2 protein-coding genes are annotated in these 4,910 nt (G+C 34.2%); one reads left to right on the plus strand and one right to left on the minus strand.

Translation table 11 applies throughout. From position 1 onward, the window contains the following. The first annotated feature begins 30 nt into the window (after positions 1-30). Entirely contained in the window at positions 31-2,520 is a 2,490-nt protein-coding gene (locus tag OZD62_RS00630; protein ID WP_275019212.1) for a hypothetical protein, read from the plus strand. Here the strand turns inward: OZD62_RS00630 and pheT are convergent. Continuing rightward, a complete protein-coding gene (pheT, locus tag OZD62_RS00635; RefSeq protein ID WP_275019213.1) occupies positions 2,511-4,850 on the minus strand; it encodes a phenylalanine--tRNA ligase subunit beta in 2,340 nt (779 codons plus the stop codon). The two genes, OZD62_RS00630 and pheT, sit on opposite strands and share 10 nt — an antisense overlap. Positions 4,851-4,910: the final 60 nt, after the last annotated feature.

The following is a 4,910-nucleotide window of genomic DNA, read 5'->3' on the forward strand; positions in this document are numbered from 1 at the left end:
ATACTTAAGGTAATTGGATAAGGTTATAATATGAATAAAGCTGTTGCAGATGATTATGAAGAAGTTGTTAACAATAGTGGTGGTTTAGGTAAAGCAGAATCTGTTGTTACTTTGGAGGAGGAAGAAGAGTTTTTTGATGCTATGGAAGCTGTTTCTAATGTAGAAGAAGGGAATAATTTAGGTCTTGCTACTTCAGAAGAGGAAGAGGAATTTTTTGATGCTGTGGAAGAACAAGAGCCGTTAGCTAATTTTAACGTTCCACTCAGTATATTTCATTATAAAGATTATAACTCTGATTTTTTTACTTCCTGGTATAATATATCAAGCGAAATATTTAAGGAAATAAATAGAACTTGCCCAGAAAAGAAAATATTAAATTTAGCTCTGTCAGTTTTCATGCTTCCTTATATTGCTTTTACTGTACTGGGATTAGTCGTATGCAGTAGATTTCAAGCAAACAGCAAGGCACAAGACAGTGTAGGGGAAGATAAGACAAAAAAGAGTGAAACTGGCGTGCCAAAAAGATTGGCATATGGTGTTCTTGCTGCAATAGCAATTTTTGTTAATATGGCTGTACTTGTAGCCTTAGTTGTTCCTGCAACAATTGCTTTGGCTACTTTTTATCTTTTAAATAGAGATTTATCTCACTCTTTAGTTACTGCTCTTAAAATAAGTATGGGGCGGTATTCTAATAAGCATCAAAATATTGAGGTGTCTTTTCATGAAAAGGAAGTTACTGGACCAAATATTGCGTGGGATATGGAAATAGAATTTCCACCGCAATTTAAACGATTGCTTAGAGATTTGTATGAAAATGAAAATAACAAGTGGTTTGATGTGACGCGGAATTCAGAGCATAGCATCGTACTGAAATTGTCAACTAACATCAATTTAAAAAATGGTCTTAAGCCCTTACGCAATGAAATCAAGGATGTGCTTGCAACTTCTATTCAGGAATTTGCGAAGACTATGGAAGAACTGATAAAGCTAGAAAAGAAAGAGATTACATATGATAAATTGAAGGAATTATTGAACGAATTCAAGTCGAAAGTGGTAGATAGTATAGGTCCTAATTTGACAAGTCACTTAATACAAAGTGCTTATCAAGTTGCCTTTATACAAGCAATTAAGTTTCAGCGAGATAGACGGGGAGAAGATTTTTCGCTGGAAGATGAGATAAAAAATTCTTTAGTGAGACAGGAATTAGAGAGTTTAAGAGGAATAGGTCAAACAAGGTGTAACAATATATATAAGAAATTAAAAGAAATACATGAAAACAGTAGCTTAACAAATGACACCTTAAAAAGGGGGTTAGAAGACCTTTTTAAATTCGAATATGATGATCAAGAGATTGAGCGCAGGCTGATAAAATCAGTAATGAAAAAAGTTCAAGGTAAGTTAAGTCAATCAGATATACCGGATAAGGAGAAGCAAAGCCTAAGGAAGCAGCTTGAAGATTTAGAAAAAAAAGTAAAGGTTCCATCGGATAAGGAAGCTTCAGCTAAAATAAATGACTTTATAGAAAAGATGTATTTAGAAATAAAAAAATATAAAGTGCAAAGGTTACTTCGAGAACAAAAAAAGGGTGTTTTACGTTTATGCAAGAAATTAAGAAAATATGGTGAATCAGGTCTAGCAGAAATAATTGAAGCTTTTCGCGTGCAAGATGAAGGACATTTAGAAAAATCTACATTAGAACAAACACTCAAAGATCAAAATAAGCGTTTACAAGCTGAACAAAATAACAGGGAAAAAGGGCATCCGGGTACAAGATCAATAGAAGTGCTCTTAAAAAGGAATGAAGAAATTCTGAAAGCATTAAAACAGTTAGAATTAGGCAAAAAAGAATTATTGATAAATGAAGAAACAAAAAATGATTATAAAGAAGAACTAACGTCTCGTGAAAAAATAAAATTTGCAGTAATAGAAGATGATTTACTGAAGGTATTCAAGCTTGAAACTTTTGATGAAAAAGAAATCAAGAAGTTATTAGAAAGAGCAGAACTGGAGTACTGTTTAGCAGAAAAACGCATCAAATATCCTGTAATTAAAACAAAAGATAATATCAAACATTTTAGTCAAAATTTATTGTCTCCTTTGATAGACAATTTGACAAAAAATATAATAAATAATATACCAGGAAATAGTGAAGGTTGTATACAGAAAGTTAAGAACTGGAGTAAAGTTATGTTTGGTGCAATAAAGATTGGAGCATCAAATGCTTATAAAGAGACTACAGAGAGAAAAGCGTTAAATGTGGCACATAATACTTATAAAGAAGGAGAGACATTTCTTCAATGTTTTCAGTCAAATTATGAAGGTATTGGAGCCTTTTTAGGTAATTTATTTTCTGATGATGGGGTAACATTTAAAAATGATGTGTGGCCTAAAATAGAAGAGCATTTGCATGGAATGTGGGATAGATTTTTCAAGGATATTGAATTCAATATTGGAAATAAATTGGATGAAGTAAGTGTGACACAGCAACGGCAGGAAACTATGATTGTGACTCAACGATAAGTTCTCAAAGTTCCTCCGGTATTTTCACATACTAAATTAACTATAGCACTTGATTCTTTTTGGATCTCTTTTTCAGTTAAAGTGTGGATTGGAGAGCAAAAAGTAACTGACAACGCTATAGACATCTTATTCGGTTCTATATTATTTCCATGGTATACATCGAATATCAAAACTTCTGTGATGAGCTCTGAGCTTTTTTTTATCACATTGATTATGTTACCTACTTCCACATCCTTATTGACTATAAATGCAAAATCACGTTTTACACTTTGGTATTTATAATCGATAAATTTCTTTCTACTTACAGGTAAATTTTCAATATTTTCTAGTATTACCTCAAAACCTACAACTTTTTGCTTGATATCAAAAAGATCTAATATATTAGGATGCAACTCTCCAAAATAACCTGCTACTTTATTCTTAAAAGAGAGAGTGCCTGACTTTCCTGGGTGGTAATGTTCTTTTTCTGCTTTCTCTATCGTTAAATTATCACAATTAACGTTAAAAAACTCCAAAGCTGCTATGCAATCAGCCTTTGCGTCAAAAACATCTACTTTCCTATCAGTATTATAATGGTTTCGCGGTAAATTATTTCCTGACCTAATTCCACTTAAAACATACTTAGACTGAGCTTCACCATCGTAAATCGGCCCGATTTCGAAGATTGCAAGATCAGATATTCCATGGGCAATATTATCAGCAGTAACTTGCAATAAATTTGGCATAATACTTGGTCTCATTATATTAAAGCTATTGTTAAACGGATTATCGATGATAAATAACTTATTCGAGTAACCAAATTTTTCAGCTGTTGATTCACTCATAAACGACCAGGTTAGCACTTCATGAAGCCCTCTGTTTGTCATCAAAATACGCAAATTGTCGTATGTACTATCTACTTCTTCAACATTATTTGGTAGTGGTTCTTCTTTTATTTTGTCATAGCCGTATATCCTTGTTACTTCTTCGATTAGGTCAGCCGGTATTGTCACGTCCGGTCTCCAGCTTGGTACTTGTACATTCCAATTGCCTTCGGTTTTTTTATCAATACTAAACCCTAGTTTCGTTAAGATATCAAGCACCTCATCAGGCGATACAGACACACTTCCAAACTTGTTCACATCCTGATAATCAAAGCTCACCTTGGTGTCAGCACTATCTAAACTGCCAGCAGACACTACGCTTGAGGTTTCTCCACCACATAAGTCCAGAATCATTTTAGCTGCAAGGTTGAGTCCATCAAAAGTAAATTCAGGATCAACTGAACGTGCAAATCTGTAACTAGCGTCTGTGGAGATGCCGAGCTGCCTTGAAGATTTAGTAATAGAGATGGGATCGAACCAAGCAGACTCTAAAAAGATATCAGTAGTTTCAAGAGTACATTCACTGCACTTACCACCTATAATTCCAGCAATTCCATGAATATTTTTATCACCTGCAATAACGCTTATGTCTTTGTTTAATAAGTATTCTTTACCGTTCAAACCAGCAAATTTTTCTCCGTCGTTTGCTTTGCGTACTGTGAGCTCTCCTTCTATTTTTTTTGCATCATACGCGTGCATTGGGCGGCTGAAAGATATCATAATATAGTTCGTGATATCAACTATTGCAGAAATGGAGCGCATTCCTATCGATTCCAGCCTATCTTTTAACCATTTTGGGCTTTCTTGATTTTTTACATTGGCGATGTATATTCCACTAATAAAACTTTCCCCGTCAGTAACTTCAACATCGATTGGTGAATTTATGGAGCTGGTAAGTTGTGGAATGCTTAAAGTCTTTAATGTCCCAATTCCAGTTGCAGCAAGGTCGCGAGCTATTCCATAAATGCCTAAGCAATCTCCACGGTTTGGAGTAACATTTATATCAATTACAGGGTCACAATTGAAAAATTTATCCCCTACTTTATAATCATCGGAAAGCTCGATTATTCCTTCACTTTCCTCTTGAACCAGCGCAAGTTCAGAAGCAGAGCAGAGCATCCCTTCACTTAGCACTCCTCGTATTTTTGTGGGCTTGATTGTGAAATCACTTTCTGGCAATGTGCTACCAAGAGATGCAAGCACAGTTTTCATACCTTCTCTAACATTGTTTGCTCCGCAAACTATTTGTAGAATTTTACTTCCGTCATCTACTTTACATAATTTTAATTTATCAGCATTTGGATGAGGTACGACTTCTAATACCTCTGCAACGATAAACCCAGTCAATCTGGAATTATCGATCACATCTTCTACTTCTAACCCTATGTGAGTTAATTTATCGGTAATTTCTTCTAAACTAGCATTGGTTTCTAAGTACTCTAATAACCAAGATAATGTGAATTTCATGGACCTAAAAAGAAGTGAAAAAGCTATTGTAATATAAAATGTAGTGCTTTTAAAGCTTGT

The sequence above is a fragment of the Wolbachia endosymbiont of Drosophila seguyi genome (assembly GCF_028981765.1).
In the GTDB taxonomy this organism is placed as follows: domain Bacteria; phylum Pseudomonadota; class Alphaproteobacteria; order Rickettsiales; family Anaplasmataceae; genus Wolbachia; species Wolbachia pipientis.

What these genes read in the sequence shown, in the direction of transcription:
- OZD62_RS00630 (WP_275019212.1), top strand. Translation starts at nt 31, where the DNA reads ATGAATAAAGCTGTTGCAGATGATTATGAAGAAGTTGTTAACAATAGT.
- pheT (WP_275019213.1), bottom strand. Translation starts at nt 4,850, where the DNA reads ATGAAATTCACATTATCTTGGTTATTAGAGTACTTAGAAACCAATGCT.